Origin of the sequence: Enhygromyxa salina, from assembly GCF_002994615.1 — a bacterium.
In the GTDB taxonomy this organism is placed as follows: domain Bacteria; phylum Myxococcota_A; class Polyangia; order Nannocystales; family Nannocystaceae; genus Plesiocystis; species Plesiocystis salina_A.
The window spans coordinates 3259-25190 of the sequence record NZ_PVNK01000057.1 but is presented as its reverse complement, the minus strand read 5'-3'; the positions used below and the strand labels follow the sequence as shown (position 1 = coordinate 25190).

Sequence of the window (21932 nt, the reverse complement as noted above, 5' to 3'; positions counted from 1 at the left end):
CCGCCTGGTCGAGCCGGCGTTGGCGGGCCTGGCCGAGGCGCTCGAGCAGGTCATGGTCGCGGAGCTCGGGCCCCGCCCGTGCACGGGGCCGCGGCTGTACTCGAGCGTCCGCGCGGCGGCGCTCGACGGTCGTGAGCTCGACGCTGGCTACTGGTGCGCCAACCTGCGCGAGCGCGTCCGCTTCGCCGCGACCCTCGACGCGATCGTCGAGGGCTTGGCTGGCGCAGGCGAGGCGCCGTCGACCCGCCCGATCTTCGTCGAGATCGGTCCCCACCCGATCCTCGGGCCTGCGCTCGAGTCGTGTCTCGAAGCCGACGCCGAGCGGCCGGCCTCGGTCTTGGCGACCCTCGATCGCGGCACGGACGATCGGGCCGCGCTCTTGCAGGTGCTCGCGCGCCTCCACCTTCGCGGGGTCGAGATCGACTGGGCCAGCGCGTTCGAGCCCGAGGTCGCGGGCCACGTCGACTTGCCCACCTACCCCTGGCAGCGCGAGCGCCACTGGCTCGCGCCGCGCTCGCGCGCCGACGCGGCGGCGCTCGGCCTCGACCCCCTCGACCATGGCGTCGTCCACGGGGTCACGACCCTGGCCGAGGGCGGCCTGCTCCTCGGGGGGCGGCTGTCCGCAGGCGAGCAGCCGTGGCTGGCCGATCACGTGGTCTTGGATGTCCCGCTGGTTCCGGCGACCGCCTGGCTCGACCTGGCCCTGGTCGCCGCCGCGCGAGCCGGGGCCCCGGGCCTGCGCTCGCTGAGCCTCGAGCGGGCGCTCTCGGTTGACGCCAGCGCCAGCGTGCAGCTGCAGCTGCGCATCGAGGGCGAGGCGCTCGAGATCTTCGCCCGGGCGTCGACACCCGCGGGCGAGGGTGAGGGCGAGGGCGAGGGCGAGGCGAGCTGGCGCCGCCACGCCAGCGCGAGCCTGGACCTGCGCGGTGACGCCGAGCCCCTCGACGGCGCGCCGCTGCGCTGGCCTCCGAGCGCGGGCGAGGGAGTCGATCTCGACGCGCTGTACGAGCGCATCGAGGCGGGTGGCCTGCGCTATGGCCCGAGCTTTCGCGGGCTCGTCGAGGCCCGGCGCGAGGGCGACACGGCCTGGGCTCGCCTGCAGCTGCCGGTCAGCACCGCCGACGAGGGCCGCGACTGCCTGGTTCACCCGGCGCTGCTCGACGCGGCCTTGCACCTGCTCGGGCTGTTCGAGGTCGCGGGCCTCGATGATCAGGGTGGAGACTCGGCCTTGTTGCCAGTCGACTGGCGCGGCGTTCGGCGTCGCGTCGACGCTGAGCTTGGCCGTGAGCTCGTGGCCCGCGTCGAGTGGCTCGGGGGCGACAGCGAGGCGGCCAGCTTGCGCCTGGTCGTCGCCGATCACCTCGGCACCCCGGCGCTGAGCGTGGACTCGCTGCGTTTTCGTCGCGTCGAGCTCGCCCAGCTCGCCCCCGTCCGGCGCCAACGCCCAAGCGCGCCGCTGCTCCACATGAGCTGGATGCCCGTCGAGCTCGACGACGCGCGCGAACCCGCGGACGCGCTGGCGGTCGTCGGCGACGCGGCCCTCGCCGCGTTGCTCGAGCGGCCCTGCTTCGCCAGCCTCGACGCGCTGCTCGAAGCGCCGGGCCCCGTCCCCGCGACCGTGCTCGTCGCGCTCGAGCGCGAGCACGACCTCGACGGGGTCCCGGCCGAGGCCAGGCAGCTCGCGCGACGAGCCCTCGAGCTGGTCCAGCGCTGGGTCACGAGCGCGGCGCTCGACGGGACCGAGCTGTGCGTCGTGACCCGCGGTGGCGCCGGGGCCTGCCCGTCGAACCCGGCGGCCGCGGTCGCCTGGGGCCTGGTCCGCAGCGCGGCGCGTGAGCACCCCGATCGCAGGCTGCGGCTGCTCGATCTCGGCGACACGCTCGGGTCTCGGCCGCAGCTCGCCGCCGCCCTCGCCAGCGCCGAGCTCGAGCTGGTCTTGCGCGGGCACGAGGCGAGCACGCCGCGAGTCGCCCCCCTCGCTCCCGACGCGCTCGCGCCCCCGGCCCTCGATCCCGAGCGCTGGGTCGTGATCACCGGTGGCAGCGGCGCGCTCGCGAGCCGCTTGGCCGAGGACCTCGTGCGTGACCACGGCGTCCGTCGGCTGGCCTTGCTCTCGCGTCGCGGCCCGCAGGCGCCCAACGCTTCGGACCTCGAGCGGCGGCTCGTCGAGCTCGGCGCCGAGCCTCGGCTGCTCGCGTGCGACGTCGGCGATCGTGAGGCCCTCGCCGCCGCCTTGAGCTCGCTCGACGCCCCGCCGACCGGGGTCTTCCACCTCGCCGGCGCGCTCGACGACGCGCTCCTCGGCCACCAGCGCGCCGCCCACCTCGAGCGCGCGTTCGCGGCCAAGCTCGACGGCGCCTGGCATCTGCACGAGCTGACCCTGGCCGACGCGCCCGCGTGCTTCGTGCTGTACTCGTCGCTCGCGGCCAGCCTCGGGGGCGTCGGCCAGGCCAACTACGCCGCGGCCAACAGCGTGCTCGACGCGCTCGCGGCCTACCGCCGGAGCCTGGGCTTGGCGGCGACGAGCGTCGCGTGGGGCCTGTGGACCGAGGGCCAAGCTGGGATGGCGGCGAGCGTCGACGGCCGGACCCGGTCCGAGCTGCGCCGCAAGGGCGTGCTCGAGGTCAGCCCCGACCAGGCTCGTCGGTGGCTGGCTGTCGCCCTCCAGCGCAGCGAGCCGCAGCTGATCGCCGCGCGCTTCGACCCGCGACGGCTCGCGGCCAGCCGGGACCTACCGGCGACGCTCGCCGCGTTGAGCCCCCGTCGGCGCCCGGACTCGTCGGCCCGGGCCCGCTTCGCCGCCGAGCTCGCGGCCCTGAGCGACGACCAACGACTCGCCCACGTGACCGCCGTGGCCCGCGACGCCATCGCCAAGGTCATCGGCGGGTCCGCCGAGCTCGTCGGCCCGGACCGCCTGCTCAGCGATCTCGGCGTCGACTCGCTCATGGCCGTCAGCCTCCGCGACGAGCTCGGCGAGCGCGTCGGCCTTCGGCTACCTGCGACCTTGGGCTTCGACTACCCGACGGCCGCGCGCATCGCCGCGCTGATCCTCCGGGAGCTCGACCGCGCGACCGCGCTCGAGCGCCCGCGCGAGCCCTCGGCCCCGGCGGCCAGGCTCGCGCCAGCGGCCCCCGCCGACGAGGGCGTCGCGATCGTAGCGATGGCCTGCCGCCTGCCCCAGGGCGTCGACGACCCCGAGCAGTTCTGGCGGGTGCTCGACGAGGGGCGCGAGCTGCTCGGGCCGTTCCCCGAGCGCTGGGATCCAGGGGTCTACGACCCGGATCCCGACGCCCTCGGCAAGACCTACGCGCGGGCGGGCGGGTTCCTCGACGGGATCGCCGAGTTCGACGCGGGCTTCTTTGGCATCGCCCCGCGCGAGGCCGAGGCCATGGACCCCCAGCAGCGCCTGATGCTCGAGACGAGCTGGGAGGCGCTCGAGCGGGCGGGGATCCCTGGCCAGAGCCTGCGCGGGTCGGCCACGGGGATCTACGTCGGCGCGTTTCGGTCCGACTACGGTCGGCCCGAGTCTGCGCTCGACGCCATGGACGGCTACGGCGGCACCGGCACGGCGACGAGCGTGATCTCTGGCCGGATCGCCTACTTCTTGGGCACCCACGGCCCGGCGATCACCGTCGACACGGCCTGCTCCTCGTCCCTGGTCGCGCTGCACCTGGCGTGCGCGGCGATCCGTGCCGGGGAGTGCGAGCGGGCGCTGGTCGGCGGGGTCCAGATCATGGCCACGCCCGCGACCTTCGTCGAGTTCGCGCGCCTGCGTGGCTTGGCTCGTGACGGCCGTTGCAAGAGCTTCGCGGCCGCGGCCGACGGGGCCGGCTGGGCCGAGGCCTGCGTCGCGCTGGTGCTCGAGCCGGTGTCCGTCGCCCAACGCCGAGGCGATCCGATCCTCGCGGTGGTCCGCGGCACCGCCAGCAACCAAGACGGTCGCAGCCAGGGCATGACCGCGCCCAACGGGCCCTCGCAACAGCGGGCGATCCAGCGGGCGCTCGCGCGCAGCGGCCTCCGGCCCGAGGCGATCGACTACGTCGAGGCCCACGGGACCGGGACGAAGCTCGGCGATCCGATCGAGGCCGGCGCGCTCGCGGAGGTGTTCGAGCCCGACCGTCGCCAGGGCCCGCTCTACCTCGGCTCGTCGAAGTCCAACGTCGGCCACACCCAGGCCGCGGCGGGGCTCGTCGGGGTCATCAAGGTCGTGCTCGCGCTGATCCACGAGCGCTTGCCCAAGACCTTGCACGCCGAGCAGCCCAACCCCGTCATCGACTGGGCGCACACGAGCCTGGCGCTCGTTCAGACCAACACGAGGTGGCCGCGCGAGCCTGGCCGGCCCCGCCGCGCGGGGGTGTCCTCGTTTGGGATCAGCGGAACCAACGCCCACGTGATCGTCGAGGAGGCCCCGGGCGTCGACCCCCGGTCACCGGTCCCGCCGCCCCCGACCACCGCGGCTGCGCCGCTGGAGCTCGGGCCGCTGCTGCTCTCGGCCAGCGATCGCGCGGGCCTGCGCGGCCAAGCCCGGCGGTGGTTGGCGTGGCTCGACTCGCGCGAGGACCCGCCGAGCTGGGCGGCCACGGTCCACGCCGCCGCCGTCGGTCGCAGCCATCTGCTCCACCGGGCCGCGCTGCTCGCCCGCGACCTCGACGAGGCCCGCGAGCAGCTCGCCGCGCTCGCCGAGGACCGCGAGCATCCGCAGGTGGTCCGCGACGAGTCCCGCGCGAGCATGCGCGTGGCCTTTGTGTTCCCCGGTCAGGGCAGCCAGTGGCCCGGCATGGGGCGGGCGCTGCTCGCGAGCTCCGCCGTGTTTCGCGGCGCCGTCGAGGCGTGCGAGCGGGCGCTGGCGCCCTACCTCGACTGGTCCCTCGCCGCGGTCTTGCGGGGTGACCCGGGCGCGGCCTCGCTCGCGCGCGTCGACGTGACCCAACCGGCCGTGTTTGCGATGGCGGTCGGCCTCGCGGCGGTCTGGCGTGAGCTCGGGGTCGAGCCGGTCGCCGTCGTCGGCCACAGCCAGGGTGAGATCGCGGCGGCGGTGGTCGCCGGGGCCCTGTCGATCGAAGACGGCGCGCGGATCGTCGCGCTGCGCAGCCAGCTGCTGGTCGAACTCGGCGGCGGCGGGGCGATGCTCGCGATCACCCACGGGCGCGACGAGGTCGAGGCCTGCGTCCAAGCGGATCCGCGCCTGACCCTCGCGGCGATCAACGGCCCCGAGTCCTTCGTCGTGGCGGGGCCCGGCGAGGCGGTCGACCGTCTGGCCGACGGGCTGCGCGAGCGCGGCGGCTTTTGCCGACGGATCGCCGTCGACTACGCCTCGCACTCGTCGGAGGTCGAGCCGATCCTCCCGGCCCTCGCCGATCACCTCGCCGGGCTGCGCCCGGGGGCGACGCGCGTCGCGATGCACTCGAGCGTGACGGGGGCCGTGATCACGGGCCCCGAGCTCGACGGCGACTATTGGTGTCGGAACCTGCGCGAGCCGGTCCGCTTCGCCGCGGCCGTCGAGGGCCTGGTCGCGGGCTGCGACGCGGTCCTGGAGATCTCGGCCAAGCCGGTCCTCGGCGTCCCGCTCTCGCGCCTCGTCGACCCGAGGACCCCGGTCCTGCGTTCGCTCGACGGGGACCAACACGAGGCCGGGGTCACCGCGCTGGTTGCGAGCCTCGCGGCCCTGCACTGCGCTGGCTTGGCGCTCGACTGGTCGGCGCTCCTCGCCGCCCGCGAGCGTGTCGAGGTGCCGACCTACGCGTGGCAGCACGAGCGCTACTGGCTCGAGCCCGCGCCGGTCGAGCGCCGCGGGGCTCACCCGCTCCTTGGCCCGGGGGCCCGGACCTCGCTGGAGCCCGGCGCGTGGATCTGGCCGGTGCGCCTCGATCTGAACGCGTCGCCGGCCTTCGCCGATCACCGCGTCGGCGGTCGCGTGGTCCTGCCGGGCGCGGCGACCCTCGACCTCTTCGCGACCGCCGCCGAGGCGATCGTGGGCGGCGAGGGCCGAGCGCGACTCGAGACGATCCGCCTGCTCGCGCCGATCTTGCCGGGCGAGGCTGGGGTCTGGATCGGTGAACTGGTCGCCTCGCGACCCGACGCGCTCGGCGGCGCGAGCCTGCGTCTGCTCGGTCTCGACGAGCAGGGCGCGTGGGTCGAGACCGCGAGCGCCGAGCTGGTCGTCGAAGCCGGCCACGGTCCGACCCCGACGTGGCTCGAGCTCGACGAAGACGCCCGCGAGCGCTTCACGACGAGCTGCCCCGACTCGGTCTCGCCGATCGAACACCGCGCGCGTCAGCTCGCCCACGGGCTCGAGCTCGGCCCGGCGTTTGGCTGCGTCGAGTCGCTCTCGCGTGGTCCCGGACGAGCCAGCGCCGCGCTCACGCTCGGGCCGGAGCAGGCCGTGGCGACCCGCGCTCACACCCTCGACCCCTTGCTGCTCGACGCGGCCCTCAACCTCGCGGGCGTCGTGAGCGAGGCGGTCGAGGACGACGCGGGGCTGTGGATGCTCGCCGGGATCGAGCGGCTCCGCTGGCGCGGTCGGGTCGGTCGACGCGGACGCGCGCTGGCCGAGGCGTCGACCGATGAGCGCGAGCAGGCGCGGGTCCGCGTGGGTCTGTTCGGCGCCGACGCGGCGGCGATCGAGATCGAGGGCGCCGAGCTGCGCAGGGTCGCTCGGCCCGCGTGGGCCGAGCGGCGCGCGCCGTGGTTGGGGCTGCGCTGGGTCAGCGAGGAGCCCGAAGCCGCCGCGCCCTCGGCCCCGACGCTCGACCGTCAGCGCTGGCTGGTGATCGGGGGCGAGGCCGAGCCCGCGTCGCGGCTGATCGACGCGCTCGGGGCCGCGCTCGGTCGTCGCGGGGCCGAGCTGATCCGCGCCGCGGGAGGCGTCAGTGAGGCGATCGCGACCACCGATCGGCTCACGGGCGTGCTGGTCCTCGGTCAGCTCGCGCGGACGCCGATGCCCGGCGTAGCGATCGAGGCCGCGAGCGCGCGCGCCTGCGCCACGATCCACGACCTGGTCCGCGCGCTCACGGGTGCCGCCGCCGGACCCGAGCTGGTCCTGATCACCCGCGGCAGTCAGTTCGTCGTCGAGGGTGACGCGCGGGCGGTCGACATCGAGGCCGGCGACGCGCTCCCGCCCGGCCTCGCTGACGCCCCGGTCTGGGGCCTGGCTCGCAGCGGGGTGATGGAGCACCCCGAGCTCGGCTGGCTCCGCATCGACCTCGACGCGGCCGCGAGCGACGACCCCGAAGCTCAGGCGACCCGCGAGGCCGAGCTGATCGTTCGCGCGCTCGGTCCGACGCCCGCGGGTCCGCGCCCGGACGAGATCGCCGTGCGTGGCGGACAGCGCTTCGTCGCCCGCCTCGTGCGCGAGCCGGAGGCCTCGCTGGCCCGCCGCGCGTCGCCCTCGGCGGTGGTTCGCGCCGAGGCGTCCTACCTGATCGCGGGCGGGCTGGGCAGCCTCGGCTTGCTGACCGCGGGCTGGCTCGTCGAGCTCGGCGCCCGCCACCTGGTCTTGCTCTCGCGCACGGGCCTGCGCGACCCGGCCCAGGCCGAGGCGATCGTCGCCCTCGAGCGGGCCGGCGCGGCGATCGAGGTCGCGGCCGTCGACCTGTGTGACCCCGGCGCGCTCGCCCAGCTCATCGCGCGCTTTGGGGCCGACCTGCCCGCGCTCCGCGGCGTGTTCCAGGCCGCGGGGGTCCTCGCCGACGCGCTGCTGCTCGACTCCGACCCCGAGCAGGTCGAGCGGGTGCTCGCGCCCAAGCTTCGCGGCTCGCTCAACCTCCACGCGCTCACCCGCGATCGGGAGCTCGATCACTTCGTGCTCTACGCCTCGGCTGCGGGCTTGTTTGGCGCCCCGGGCCTGTCCAGCTACGCGGCCGCCAACGCCTTCCTCGACGCCCTCGCGCACCACCGACGCGGGCTCGGGCTGCCGGCCCTGGCGATCGATTGGGGCCTGGTCGCCGACACGACCATGGCGGCCCGAGCCCGCGCCGCGGGGGTCGAGGACAAGGGCATGACGCCGCTGGGTGGGGTCGAGCTCGAGGGGCTGTTCGCCGAGCTGCTGACGATCGACCGCCCGCAGCTCGGCGCCGCCGACCTCGACACCCGCCGGTGGCTGGCCGCGGCCCCCTTCGCGCGCCGCAGCGCTCGCTTCGCCGAGCTCGTCGCCGAGCTCGAGCGTCCAGACGATCACGCCGGTCTCGGACGGCGCCTCGCCGATGCCCTGGCCAGCGAGCGCCTCGAGCTGCTGATCCGCTTCGTGAGCGGCGAGGCTGCCAAGGTCCTGCGCCTGCGAAGCGATCGGATCGAGGCGGGCCGGCCCTTGGCCGAGCTGGGCCTCGACTCGCTGATGGGCCTCGAGCTCCGCAACCGCCTCGCCGACGCCCTCGGCGAGGCGCTGCCGGCGACCTTGGTCTGGACCCACCCGACCGTCGCGGCCCTCGCCGCCGACCTGCTCGAGCGCTGGTCGGCCTCCTCCGCGCAGGCGGCCCTCGAACCCGTGCCCCCCTCCGGGCTCGGCCCTGACGCCGAGCTGCTCGCGAGCTTCGACGCCGAGCTCGAGCGCATCGACGGACTGATCGATCCCTCATGACCACGACCCTCGAAGACTATCGGACCCGGCTGCAGCTCGCCCTCGGACGCCTCGCGGAGCTCCGCTCCGAGCTCGAGCGCCAGCGCCGGGCGACCCGCGAGCCGATCGCGATCGTCGGCATGGGCTGCCGACTGCCGCCCGCGATCCGCTCGCCCGAGCAGCTGTTCGAGGCCCTGCTCGCCGGCCATGACGCGGTCCGCGAGGCCCCGCCCGCGCGCTTCGGCGAGCTCGCTGGGCTCCCGCGCGCCGGCTACCTCGACGAGGTCGCCGAGTTCGACGCCGAGTTCTTCGCGATCGCCCCGCGCGAGGCCGCGGCGATCGACCCCCAGCAGCGCTTGTTGCTCGAGGTCGTGTGGGAGGCGCTCGAGCGCGGTGGCCTGGTCCCCGCTGCGCTGCCCGCCGATCGCGTCGGCATGTTCGTGGGCCTGGGCGCTAGCGACTACGCCGAGCTGAGCCTGACCGGGCCCGCCGAGCGCAGCGACATCTACACGCTGACCGGGGTCGGGGCCTCGTTCGCCTCGGGGCGCCTGGCCTACCACCTGGGCTTTCGCGGCCCCTGCCTGACCCTCGACACGGCCTGCTCGTCCTCGCTCGTGGCCTTGCACCTCGCGGTTCAGAGCCTGCGCCGGCGCGAGACCGAGGTCGCGATCGCGGCGGGCGTCCAGCTCTTGCTCACGCCGACCAGCAGCGGCCTGCTCGGGCGCAGCGGGGCGCTCGCAGCCGACGGGTATTGCAAGGCCTTCGACGCCGGCGCCGACGGCTTCGTGCGCGGGGAGGGCTGCGCGGCCGTGGTCCTCAAGCGCCTGTCCGACGCGCTGCGTGATCGCGATCCGATCGCCGCCGTGGTCCGCGGCACCGCCAGCAACCAGGACGGGCGCTCGACCGGCTTGACCGCGCCCAACGTCCTGGCCCAGCGCCAGCTCCTGCGCCGGGCGCTCAGCGACGCCGGCCTGCCCGCGGCCAGCCTCGGCCTGATCGAGACCCACGGGACAGGCACGGCGCTCGGCGATCCGATCGAGCTCGAGGCCCTCGCCGATGTGTTCGCGTCGTCCGATGACGACGCGCCGATCGTGCTTGGCGCGCTCAAGAGCAACCTCGGTCACCTCGAGGCCGCCGCGGGGCTCGCGGGGGTGATCAAGGCCGCCGTGTGTCTCGAGCGCGGCCTGATCCCGCCCAACCTCCACTTCCACGCGCTCAACCCCCACGCGCCAGCGAGCGCCCTGACGCGCTTCGAGCTCCCGACCGCGCCGCGGCCGTGGCCGGCGGCTTCGGACGGCGGCCCACGCCGCGCGGGCGTGAGCGCGTTTGGCATGTCGGGGACCAACGCCCACGTGATCGTCGAGCAGGCGCCAGCTTGCGAGCCGCGCAGCCCGAGCTCCGCCGGCCGGGTCTACCTGCTGCCGCTGTCGGCCAGGAGCCCCGGGGCGCTGACCGAGCTCGCGCGGCGCTGCGCGGCGGTGCTCGAGGCCGAGCGCGACCCGGGTGACGTCTGCACCAGCGCGGCGACGCGGCGGACTCACTTCGTCGAGCATCGCCTCGTCGTCCGGGGTCGGAGCGGGGCCGAGCTCGCCGCGGGCTTGCGGGCTGTGTCCGAGGGCCGAGCGAGCGCCGCCGTGAGCCTGGGTCGCGGCCAGGCCCGGCGCCCGGTGCTGGTCTGCGCGGGCCAGGGCTCGGTCTGGCCCGGCATGGGCCGCGCGCTCGTCGACGATCCTCTCGCGGGTCAGGTCTTGCGGGCCTGCGACGCCCTCGCGCGCGAGCACGGTGATCTCGCGCTGATCGATGAGCTCATCGCCGAGCCCGAGCGCTGCCGACTGAACCACACCCGTGTCGCCCAGCCGGCGCTGCTGGCCATGAGCCTGGCGATCGCCGCGCGCCTGGCCGGGTGGGGGGTCGAAGCGGCGGCGGTGATCGGGCACAGCGTCGGCGAGCTCGCGGCCGCGCAGCTCGCTGGCGTGCTTGACCTCGACCAGGCCATGCGCCTGGCTTGCGCGCGTGGCCGGGTGATGGAGGCCAACCACGGCCGCGGCGCGATGGCGGCCGTCGCCCTCGGCGTCGACCGAGCGCGCGCGCTCGTCGATCGCAGCGCGGGCCGGCTCGCGATCGCTGCGGTCAACGGCCCGTCGTCCACGGTCGTGGCAGGCGACGCCGAGGCCCTCGCGCAGGCCCTGCGCGCCCTCGCCGAGGACGGCGTCCGCCACCGTCGCCTGGCCCTCGACTATGCGTTTCACAGCCCGCAGATGGAGGCGCTCGCGGGGCCGCTGCGCGCCGGTCTCGGTCGCGTCGAGCCTCGCGCGGCCAGCTTGCCGCTCTACAGCACCGTGACCGGGGCCCGGGTCCGGGGGCCCGAGCTCGACGCCGCGTACTGGACCCGCGGCGTTGGTTCAGCGGTGAAATTCGCCGACGCCGTCGCGGCCGCGCTCGCGGACGGCCACCGCCTGTTCGTCGAGATCGGCCCGCACCCGAGCCTCAGCGCCCACCTCGACGCGATCGCCGAGGCGGCCGAGGAGCAGGTCGACGTCGTCGCGACCTTGCGCGAGGACGGGGCCGCCGACGCGCTCCACCGCTGCCTCGCCGAGCTCCACGTCCACGGCTGCGCCCTCGACTTCGAGTCCCTCGCCGAGGATCGTGATCGCTTCGTGGGGCTGCCCAGCTATCCGTGGCAGGGCCGGCGCTGCTGGCTCGACGATGGCTTCGCGCGGCCGAGTTCGGCGCCTCCTGCTGGCGAGTTGTCCGCGCCGCCAGTCCCCGAGTCGCGCCCACGTCGCCCGGAGTCGCGGGCGGCGCTGGTCGACGCGCTTCACCAGGAGGTCGCCGCGGTCCTCGGTCTGAGCCCAGACCAGGCCCTGTCACCCCGCGTCGGCCTGTTCGAGCTCGGCCTCGACTCGATCATGGCGGTCGAGCTCCGGGCTCGGCTCCAGGCCCGCTTCGACCTCCGGCTCGCGGCGACCTTGGTGTTTGATCACCCCACGCTCGAGGCGATCGCTGACCACCTCGAGGCCGTCGCCGCGGCCGCTGAGCGGCCCGCGGGCGGGCCCGCGATCATCCGTCGCGCTGGCGACGACGAGGCGATTGCGATCGTCGGCATGGCGTGCCGCTTCCCTGGCGGCGCCAACGACCTCGACAGCTTCTGGCAAGGCCTGCGCACCGGGGCCGACGCGACCAGCGAGCCGCCGGCCGAGCGCTGGGATCACGATCGCTTCTACGACGCCGATCCAGCGGCGCCAGGCAAGACCTACGGTCGGCGCAGCGGCTTCCTTCGCGGCCTCGACGTGGCCGATTTCGACGCCGCCTTCTTCAAGATCTCACCCGCGGAGGCGGCCGCCCTCGATCCCCAGCACCGCCTGGTGCTCGAGCTCGGCTGGGAGGCCCTCGAGCATGGCGGCCAGGCCCCCGATCGCCTGCTCGGCTCCGCGACCGGGGTGTTCCTCGGGATCGCCACGGCCGACTACGCGCAGCTCGCGACCCAGGGCTCGCTCGCCGAGCTCGACACCTACGTCAGCACCGGCAACGCGGCCAACACCGCCGCCGGACGCCTGGCCTACTTCCTCGGCCTGGAGGGGCCCGTGATTGCGCTCGACACGGCGTGCTCGTCCTCGCTCGTTGCGACCCACCTCGCGGTCCAGAGCCTGCGACGCGGCGAGTCCGACCTCGCCCTCGCGGGCGGCGTGAACTTGATCCTGACTCCGACGATCGACGTCATGTACGCGCGTCTGGGCGCCCTCGCTTTGGACTCGCGCTGCAAGGCCTTCGACGCCGCCGCCGACGGCATGGTGCGTGGCGAGGGCGGGGCCATGGTCGTGCTCAAGCGGCTGTCCGACGCCGAGCGCGAGGACGATCGGATCCTCGCGCTGATCCGTGGCTCGGCGATCAACCATGACGGTCGCGCGGCGGGCCTCACGGTGCCCAACGGCGCCGCCCAGCGCGGCGTGATCCGGGCCGCGCTCGCCGACGCGCGCGTCGAGCCAGCCGCGATCCACTACGTCGAGACCCACGGGACTGGGACCAGGCTCGGCGATCCGATCGAGGCCAACGCGCTCGTCGCCGAGCTCGGTCGCGGGCGTCGAGCGGATCAGCCCCTGTGGCTCGGCGCCGCCAAGGCCAGCTTTGGTCACCTCGAAGCCGCGGCTGGGGTGGTCGCCCTGGTCAAGGCTGCGCTGGTTTTGGGCCGCCGGGAGCTGCCGCCGCAGCGCAATTTCGAGACCCTCAACCCCGCGATCGATCCCGGCGCCGTCGCGCTGCGGCTGCCGACCACCGTCGAAGCCCTGCCCGCCGGTCCGATCTTCGCGGGCGTGAGCGCCTTCGGGATGAGCGGGACCAACGCTCACCTGATCCTCGAGAGCGCTCGGGGGCCAAGCCAACGCGAGCCCGAGGCCGCGGCCGAGGCCGAGGCCGACGCCGACGCCGAACACGGCGGCGACGCGCTGCTGCTGCCGATCTCGGCCCGGAGTGAGGCCGCCCTGCGCGAGCTCGCGCGAGCCTATCGCGCGCGCCTTCAGGCCTGCGAGTCCCTCGCCGAGCTCGCGCAGCTGTGCCGAGCCGCGGCGCTGCGCCGCGCCCACCTCGAGCACCGCCTGGCGATCACCGGGGCGACCTCGTCTCAATTGCTCGAGGCCCTCGACGCCTACCTCGAAGGCCGCGCTCACGGCGGGTGGTTCACCGGCGCCAACGCCCGGGCGCGGGTCGCCTTCGTGTTCTCGGGTCACAGCAGCCACTGGCTGGGCATGGGCCGCGAGCTCCTCGCCCGCGAGCCCGAGTTCCGCGCGAGCCTCGAGGCCAGCGCCGCCGCGGCCGAGCGGGTCGGGATGCCGGGCTTGCTCGAGCTGCTGACGACCGACGACGAAGAGCGGTGGGCCTCGGTCAGCGTGGTCCAGCCGCTGGTCCTGGCCGTGCAGATCGCCGTGGCCGAGCGCTGGCGTCGCTGGGGCGTGGACCCGGAGGCGGTCGTCGGTCACAGCATGGGGGAGATCGCGGCCGCGCACGTGGCTGGGATGCTCGAGCTCGACGACGCGATGCGGATCGTCGTCGCGCGCAGCCGCCTGATCGCGCGGGTCGAGGGCGAGGGCAAGATGGCCGTCGTCGGCCTCGACCTCGACCAGACCCGGGCTCGGATCGAGGGGCGAGCGCTGTCGGTCGCCGCCTCGAACAGCCCGCGGCTGACGGTGGTCTCGGGCGCGAACGCGGCCGTCGAGGCCCTGGTCGCCGATCTGCGCGGCGCCAACGTGTTCGCCCGGGTCATGGCCGGGACCCGCGGCGCGGGTCACAGCCCCCAGCTCGATCCCCTGCTCCCCGAGCTCGCCGAGGCCCTGAGTTCGCTGGAGCCGCGCGCGCCGACGATCGCGTTTTACTCGACGGTGTTGGCCGAGCGCGTCGACGCGGAGCTGCTCGACGGCGACTACTGGGTCCGAAACCTGCGCGAGCCGGTCTACTTCGCGGCGACGATCGAGCGCATGGGCGCGGCCGGCTTCGACAGCTTCGTCGAGGTCAGCCCCGATCCGATGATGCTCGGCGCGATCGAGCAGATCCTGCGGCCGCGAGGCGGCGCGATGACCCGCGTGGCCTCGCTCGAGCGCGGCGGCGGCGAGCGGGCCACGCTCCTCGCCGGCCTCGCCCAGCTCTACGTCGCGGGCGTCGAGGTCGACTGGACCGGCCTCCACCCGCACGGCAGCCGGGCCGTCGCGCTCCCGGGCCAGGCCTGGCAACGGCGCCGACACTGGCTGGCCGCCGGGCGCTACGTCGAGCCTGGCCGGCCCCACCGCGACGCTCGCCTCGACCCCTTGCTCGGGCGGCGGCTCGACAGCGCCGCGGATCCGGGGCGCACGATCTGGCAGCTCGACTGCGGCCCGGGCCCTTCGCCCTCGCCCGTGCCCGTGATCGAGCTGCAGGGCACGCAGGTCCTCGCTGCCGCCTATCTGCTCGAGCTGGTCGAGGCCGCCGCGCGGGCGACCTGGCCCGCGGAGGCGCTCGAGCTGGGCGCGCTCGAATTCGAGGGGGCGGTGATCGCCGAGGCCGACGCGAGCGTCGAGCTCCAGCTCGTGCTCGACGCGCCCGAGGCCGGCGCCCGCGGGGCCGCGGTCCAGCTCTTTGCCCGGCGCGGGTCCGACGAATTTCGCCGCCGTGGCCGGGCCCGGCTGATGCCCAGGGCCGAGCGGGAGGTGCCGGAGCTCGAGGACTTCGACCAGCTCTTGGCTCGCTGCCACCGCCGCGACGATCAGCTGTGGTCGCGTCTGGCTGCCCGCGGCGTCGAGCTTCCGCGGGCCGTGGCCGCCGGCGGGGAGCTTCGCGCGGGCCCAGAGCTCGAGGGGCTCGAGCGCCTCGTCCGCGTCGAACTCGATCCGCCCCGGGGGCCTCGCCGGCGCTCCGCCGCCGTCGAGGCGGGCCTTTGGGTGCTCGCCGAGCTCAGCCAAGATCGCGGCGCCCCGCCGGTCCCCGGTCAGCTCCCCTCGCTCGCCGCGATCACCCGCGTCGTCGAGCTCGGGGGCGAGGACCACGAGCCGCCTGCGTGGATCCACGCCCGCCTCGCGCCCGCCGAACCCGGCGAGTCCCGCGCTCGGCCGCGCCCGGCCGCGCTCACGGTCTACGACGCCGGGGGCGTCCCGCTCACCCACGCCGAGCTCGAGCTGAGCGGCCGCGGCGACCTCGAGCTCGCGCGGGCCGCCGTCGACCGCCTGCTCCCCGACTGGCTCTACACCCTCGACTGGACGCCCTGCGCCGCCGCCGATCCCCGCGCGCTCACGGGCGTGACCTTGGTGATCGCGGACGAGCTCGCGCTCGCGGGGGCCTGCGTCGATCAGCTCGCCGCCGCGGGGTCCGACGCCCTGGGGATCGACGCCGCGACCCTCGTCGATCTCGACGCCTGCCATCACGCGCTCCGCCGCGCCCGCGAGCGGGGCCCGCTGCGAGCGGTCGTGCTGCTGCAGCTCGACGACGTCGACGCGGCCGAGCTGCCGGCTCGGGTCGACGCGCGGGCGCGGCTGCTGCTCGACCTCGCCCACGCCTTGATCAACGAGGGCGGCAAGCTGCGCCTGCAGCTGGTCACGCGGGCGAGCCAGCCGGTTCGGCCGGCGGCCTCGCTCACCCCCTCGGGGTTGGCCGCCGCGCCGCTGTGGGGCTTGGCCCGGTCGATCGGCCTCGAGCACCCGGGCGTCGATGTCCGCGGCCTCGACCTCGCCGCCGAGCCGCACCGCGACGACCCCCGCAGGATCCTCGCCGAGCTCGGCGCTGACGATCGCGAGGAAGCCGTCGCGTACCGCGACGAGCAGCGCTTCGTCCAGCGTCTGTGTCGCGCGGCGCCTCCGCCCGACCCGGGCCCGCTGCGGCTGCGCGGCGACGGGACCTACCTGGTCACCGGCGGGCTCGGCGGCGTCGGCTTGCAGCTGGCCGAGCGCCTGTTCGAGGCCGGCGCGGGCCGGCTCGTGCTCCTCGGTCGTCGCGGGCTCCCGGTCGAGCGCCCCGCGCCCGACGACCCGATGCTCGCGCGCTGGCTGGCCGTCGAGCAGCTGCGCGCCCGCGGTGCCGTGGTCGAGATCGCGGTCGCTGATGTCGGCGACCCGAAGGCCCTCGCCTCGGTCCTCGCCCGGGGGCCCGGGCTCGCGTCGCTGCGCGGCGTGTTTCACTGCGCGGGTGTCAGCGAGCCGCGCCCGCTCGCGGACACCCGCTCTGCCCAAGTGGAGGCCGGCTACCGGGCCAAGGTCGCGGGCAGCTGGGCGCTCCACCAGCTGACCGCCGAGCTCGAGCTCGATCACTTCGTCGGCTTCTCGTCGATGGCCTCGGTCTGGGGCGCGGCTCAGCTCGGGCCCTACGACGGCGCCAACCATTTCATCGACGTGCTCATGCATCACCGCCGCGGCCTCGGGCTCCCGGGCCTGGCCCTCAACTGGGGCGGCTGGGCCGGCGCCGGCATGACCACCGCTGAGGTCCAGCGCTACGCCGCGCGCATGGGTCTGGGCGTCGCCCCGGCCGCGCAATTCCTCGCCGCGCTCGAGCGCCTGCTCGGAGCCGATCGTCCGCAGCTGGCGCTCGGCCCCGTCGACTGGCGGATGTTCAAGCCCGTGCTCGAGAGCTACGGCGCGCGCCCGCTGCTCGACGGCCTCGCGCTCGAAGAGCCCGAGCCCCACGGCCGCGGCCCGCTCCACGCGCGCCTCGTCGAGACCGAGCTCCGCGATCGCTGGGCGCTGCTCGTGACCGAGCTTTGCGGCGCAGTCGCGGCGCAGCTGGGTCACGCGAGCGGCGAGGCGATCGACGAGGCCGCGGGCTTGTTCGAGCTTGGCATGGACTCGGTCTCGAGCGTCGCCCTGCGCAACGAGCTCGAGCGCAGCTTGGGCCTGAGCCTGGCGCCGACCGTCGCGTTCGAACACCCGAGCGTGCTCGCCCTCGCGAGCTTCCTCATCGCCACGCTCGAGCTCGACGCGCCGCGTCCAGACGCGCGCGTCGCCGCCGAGCCTGCCGACCCCGAGCTCGCCGGGCTGTCCGAGGCCGAGCTCGAAGCGCTGCTCGCCGCCGAGCTCGACCAAGGACCGTCATGAACGAGGCTGATCCGATCTTGCAAACCGACCCCGAGCCGTCTCGCCGCGATCTCCTGGCCCGCTCGCTCGCCGAGCTCCGAGCGACCCGCAGCAAGCTCGCGGAGCTCGAGGCCCGCGCTCGCGAGCCGATCGCCATCGTCGGCCTCGGCTGCCGCCTGCCCGGCGGCGTCGACTCGGCCGAGGCCCTGTGGGCGCTGCTGAGCGCCGAGGCCGACGCGACCTCCGAGCCGCCGCCGGGCCGCTGGGATCCCCGCGACGACGAGCCGGCGTGGATGTACACCCGCCGCGGCGGGTACCTCGACGCGGTCGATGGCTTCGACGCCCGCTTCTTCGCGATCAGCGAGCGCGAGGCGATCAGCCTCGATCCGCAGCAGCGCCTGCTGCTCGAGGTCTCGTGGCAGGCCCTCGAGCACGGCGCGATCGCGCCGCAGCGCCTGCGCGGAACCAAGACCGGCGTTTTCTTCGGGATCAGCGTGAGCGACTACGCCCAGCTGCTCACGGCCCAAACGCCGACCGCCGAGGTCGACGGCTTCTTCGGCTCGGGGGTCGGGCTCAACTTTGGCGCGGGGCGGGTCGCTCACTTCCTCGGCGTCCACGGCCCGGCGATGGTCATCGACACGGCCTGCTCGTCCTCGCTGGTCGCGGTCCACCAAGCCTGCGCGAGCCTCCGCGCCGGCGAGTGCGACATGGCCCTCGCTGGCGGCGTCAACCTGATCCTCTCACCGCTCGGCCACGCGATCTTGTGTCGGGCCCAGGTGCTCTCGCCCGAGGGCCGATGCAAGACCTTCTCGGCCGACGCCGACGGCTACGCCCGCGGCGAGGGCTGCGGCGTGGTCGTGTTGCGCCGGCTGTCCGACGCCCTCCGCGACGGCGACCGCGTGTTGGCCCAGATCCGCGGCTCGGCCGTCAACCAAGACGGACCCTCGAGCGGGCTGATGGTCCCCAACCCCTCGGCCCAGCGCGGCGTGATCGAGGCCGCGCTCGCGGCCGCTGGCGTCGAGCCTCGGGCGGTCAGCTACGTCGAGGCCCACGGCACCGGGACCGCGCTCGGCGACCCGATCGAGGTCCGGGCGATCGCCGAGGCGCTCGGCGGCCAACGCGAGCGCCCGCTGCTGCTCGGCGCGCTCAAGGCCAACATCGGTCACCTCGAGGCCGCCGCCGGGATCGCCGGGCTGATCAAGCTCGTCGTCTGTCTCGACCGCGGGCAGCTGCCTCGCCAGCTCCACGCCGAGCGCCTCAACCCCGCGCTCGACTGGTCGCAGCTACCCCTCGCCGTCGTCGATCGCCTCCAGGCCTGGCCCGAGGGCGCCCGGATCGCGGGCCTGAGCTCCTTCGGTGCCAGCGGGACCAACGCCCACATGATCGTCGAGGCGGCCCCCGAGCTGCCGGCGGCCGCGCCCAGCGGGCCACCGCGCCCCGAGCTGCTGGTCCTCGGCGGCGCGGACCTCGACGCGCTGCGCGAGCTCGCCGACTTGGTCGCCACCCAACTCGACGCCCCGACGGCTCGGCTCGCGGACCTGTGCCGGGGCGCCGCCCTCGGTCGCGCGCGGCTGCCCGAGACCCTGGCCCTCGTCGCCCGCGAGCGCGCCGAGCTCGGTCAGCGGCTGCGCCGCTTCGCCCGCGCCGAGGATCAACCGAACGCGGGCTTCATTCAGGGCCGTCGGCCTCGCCGGGCCCCGCGGGTCGCCTTCGCGTTCAGCGGTCAAGCCGAGCTGCAGCTCGGCATGGGCTCCGAGCTGCTGGCCAGCGAGCCCCGGTTTCGCGCCGCCTGTGAGCGCTGCGACGCGCACCTGCGCCCGCTCCTGGGGCGCTCGCTCCTGGCCCTGCTGCGCGGCGACGAGCCCGGCGACGCCGCCGAGCTCGACAACACGCGGCTCGCCCAGCCGCTGCTCGTCGCGTTCGAGTGGGCGCTCGCCGAGCTGTGGCGAAGCTGGGGCGTCGAGCCCGAGCTGGTCATCGGTCACAGCCTCGGCGAGTACGTCGCCGCCTGCGTCGCCGGGGTGATGTCGATCGAGGACACCCTGACCCTGGTTGCCCGCCGCGCTCAGCTGACCGCCGAACACGCCGAGCCTGGCGTCATGGTGGCGGTGTTTTGCGGCGAGACCCAAGCTCGCCGCGCGTTGGGGGGTGTCGCCGACGCCGAGCGCGAGCTGGCGATCGCCGCCGTCAACGGGCCGACCGAGGTCGTGCTCTCGGGCCGCGAGGCCGCGGTCATGGCCGTCGTCGACCGCCTCGCCGAGGCCGGCGTCAAGGCCAGGCGGCTGCCGACCTCCTACGCCTTTCACTCGCCCCTGGTCGACGAGGTCGGCGTATCCCTCGAGGCCGCCGTCAGCGAGCTCGGCGTCGCCCGGGCTCGCCCGAGCCTCCCGCTGATCTCCACTCGAAGCGGCGCCCTCGTCGACGACGTCCTCGACCCGGCCCACTTCCGCCGCCACCTGCGTGACACGGTCCGCTTCGCCGACGGTCTGCGCACCCTGGTCGATCGGGGCGTCGACCACGTCGTCGAGATCGGGCCGGGGCTGACCCTGTCGGCGATCGGTCGGCGGCGGGCCGACGAGGTCCGCTGGCTGCCCTCGCTGCGCCCCGACCAGGATCAGCGCGCCGCGATGCTCGAGAGCCTCGCGGTCTTGGTCGTCGGCGGGCTCGAGCCGGGCTGGGACGCCGTGCTCAGCCCCGGCCGTCGCGTCGCGCTGCCGCCGACACCCTTTCGCCGCCGCCGCCACTGGCTGCCCGCGCGCGCGGGGCTCGCCCGCGGACCACAGCCCGGCCGCGCGGCCGCGCTCGAGCGCGAGGACCCCGACCACCCCCTGCTCGGACGCCGCTGCGCTGACGCCCCCGAGCGCGGCGCCGCCTTCGAAGCTTGGCTTCGGGCCGACGGCCCGGCGGTGCTCCGTGATCATCGCGTCTACGATCGCGTCGTCGTGTCCGGGGCCGTGCACGCGGCCATGATCGAGCAGGCGCTGGCGCTCGTGCACGGAGCCGAGGCCCGCTTCGAGATCTGCGAGGTCGAGTTTCGAGCGCCCTTGCTGCTGCCCGAGGACGGCGAGGTCCGGGTCCGCCTCGAGCTCCTCGACCCCGACCCGAACACCGCGCGCAGCGAGGTCACCTTGTTCGCGCTCGACGATCGCGGCGGCGTCGTCACGATCACCCACGCCTGGGCCGAGCCGCGCGCCGCCGAGCCGGCCCCGCCCGCGCAGACCCTCGCCACGCTGGGCCAGCGCTGGACCGAGACCCTCGCCGGGGACGCCTTCTACACCCGCTTTTTCCGCTCCGGTGAGCACGAGCTCGGGCCCAGCTTTCGGACCATCACCGCGATCCATCGACGCGACGGCGAAGCCCTCGCGCAGCTCCGGCCGCCCGCCGTCGACCGTGCCGAGGGTCTCGACCAGAGCCTCGCCCAGGCGATCGCGCTGTCCGAGGTCTACGGGCAGATCCTCATGCCCGCGATCCCCGACTACGCCGCGACCCTCAGCTCGCTCGAGCACACCTTCCTCGGTCAGGGGATCGACCGGGTCATCGACCACGTCGGCGCGCCGGCCCGCGCGCGCTGGGCCTACGCCCGCCTGCGCGAGTTCGACGGCGACCAGCTGTGTGGGGACGTGAGCTTGTTTGATGACGATGGCGAGCTGCTCAGCGTCGTCGAGGGCCTCCGGGCCCGGCGGGTGCCGGCCTCATTTTTGCGTCTGCGCCTCGCCGCCGCCGCCGCCGCCGTCCCCAGCTTCGACCTCGACGCGCTCGAGCGCGCGCGGCCCGAGCAGCGGCGCGGCTTGCTGGCCGCCTACGTCGTCGGGCGGATCGTCGCGGTCGTCGGTGGCGAGCCCAGCTTCGCTGGCGACGAGCCCCTCGCGAGCCTGGGCTTCGACTCGCTGATGATCGTCGAGCTGCACCGCGACCTTCGCCTCGGGCTCGCCGTCGATCCGCCCCCGGCGGCCACCCTGCTCGGGGCCAGCGTCGACGAGCTCGTCGATCAACTCGGCGTCGCGCTGCTGCGCGTTCACGGGCCCGGGTCGGGGCGCGTTCACGGGCCCGCGGGCGCAGCGAGCGGGCGCAGCGCGGGCGAGCGCCCCGACGGCCGCGGCGACGGGGCCCCCGAGCTGCGCCTGCGTCGTCTCGGTGAGGTCGCCAGTCAACGCGACGCGCCGCGCGTGCTGTGCCTGGGCGACCCCGCGGTGTTCGAGCCCTGGACCGCGGCCCTCGATGGCGAGCTCGAGCTCGTCGTCGCGGCCGCCCGTCCTCTCAGGCTCGGCCGCCTGCTGCCGCCTCGCCTGCGCGACGCGGTCTCGGCTGCCGAGCTCATCGACGCGCTCATCGAGCTCGGCGCGGGCCCGCGTCGGCTCGCGCTGCTCGGCGTCGGCCCCGGCGCGGGCCTGGCTCTCGAGCTGTGTCGCGAGCTGCGTCACCGCGGCGCCCCGCTGCCCGAGCGGCTGTTCGTATGGGGCGCGCCCGCGCCCGCCGCCGGGACACGCCGCTTGGCCCACGCCGGCGCGTTGTCGGCGATGCTGGCCCATGGCGGGCAGCGGGCCCGCGAGCTGCTCGAGCTGGCTCCGCTCGCCCGCGCGAGTGGAGCCAGCTTCGAGCCGAGCTCCGACTTGGGCGCCGCCGCCAAGCTCCTGCGCCCCCTCGCTGGCGAGCTCGGCTCGCGCTGGTCTCGGCGCCACCGACACGAGGCCCCGCTGTCGACCTCGATCGTCGCCCTCGGCTCGCCCGCCCTCGCGCCCTGGAGCGCCCACACGAGCGGCCGCTTCGTGCTCCACTCGGTCTCCGGTCGCCCCGATCGCCCGGACTCGGTCGACCCCCTCGAGCTCCTGACCCTCATCCGCCGCGAGCTCTCGTGA

3 protein-coding genes (1 of these 3 running past the window's edge) are annotated in these 21932 nt (G+C 75.3%); all 3 read left to right on the top strand.

What is annotated here, in order from left to right; genetic code table 11:
• Tightly spaced (each overlapping or abutting the next), the 3 genes in view from ENSA5_RS39545 to ENSA5_RS05280 form a layout consistent with a single transcriptional unit that may run on beyond the window.
• Positions 1-8575: the end of a hybrid non-ribosomal peptide synthetase/type I polyketide synthase gene (locus tag ENSA5_RS39545; RefSeq protein ID WP_106390456.1), read on the top strand. 12830 nt of this gene lie to the left of the window's left edge; 8575 of the gene's 21405 nt are visible here — the last part of the coding sequence; its start codon lies beyond the left edge, outside the window; its stop codon occupies positions 8573-8575.
• Positions 8572-17097 (top strand): type I polyketide synthase, encoded by an 8526-nt coding sequence (locus tag ENSA5_RS05285; RefSeq protein WP_106390455.1) that lies wholly within the window; start codon positions 8572-8574, stop codon positions 17095-17097. Before ENSA5_RS39545 ends, ENSA5_RS05285 begins: the two co-directional genes overlap by 4 nt.
• The gene (locus tag ENSA5_RS05280; RefSeq protein ID WP_106390454.1) at positions 17094-21932 is read left to right on the top strand and encodes a type I polyketide synthase; all 4839 of its coding nucleotides are present in this window, start codon (positions 17094-17096) and stop codon (positions 21930-21932) included. The genes ENSA5_RS05285 and ENSA5_RS05280 overlap by 4 nt, the downstream gene beginning before the upstream one ends.